The 448-nt window shown below is 55.8% G+C and carries 1 protein-coding gene; it reads right to left on the reverse strand.

What is annotated here, in order from left to right:
- Window positions 1-266: 266 nt before the first annotated feature.
- Window positions 267-448, reverse strand: a 182-nt coding sequence (locus tag ABJK56_RS20150) for a nucleotidyltransferase domain-containing protein (RefSeq protein ID WP_347246485.1), incomplete at its 5' end; no start/stop codon positions are given.

Below are 448 nucleotides of genomic sequence, written 5' to 3' on the forward strand. Positions count from 1 at the left end.
TTTGACCGCCGCGGCCAGCCGCATCTCGGCCACAAACCGGTCAGGGTCCTCCCGCAACGCGGACAAAACGCTTGCAGGTAACTCAACAGCAATTCTCACTGTTTCCATAAAACTTTACCTCAGATCACCGAAATCGTCGTTACCTGACTCCTAACATCTCCGACGAAGGCCCTCTGCAAAGTTTCGTCCCGAACGAACTCCTCGTAGGTCAGCCCGGCGCTGGCCGGGTCAGGTACTCGGCCTCCGCTAAAATGTGGCGCAGGTACTCAAGCCAGGACATACTTCAGTTCAGACTCAATATAGGGCCGGATGTAGGGACTTAGAGACTCCGGTGTGACCAGTTCCACCGGGCGCCCGAGCAGTTCTTCCAGCAGAAAGGCCAGGGCCATGAAGTTATCAAAGGTCTTTCGGCCGGGCTCAAATTCCACCAAGAAATCCACACCGCTCT

The sequence above is a fragment of the Thermogutta sp. genome (assembly GCF_039793925.1).
Classification (GTDB): Bacteria; Planctomycetota; Planctomycetia; order Pirellulales; family Thermoguttaceae; genus Thermogutta.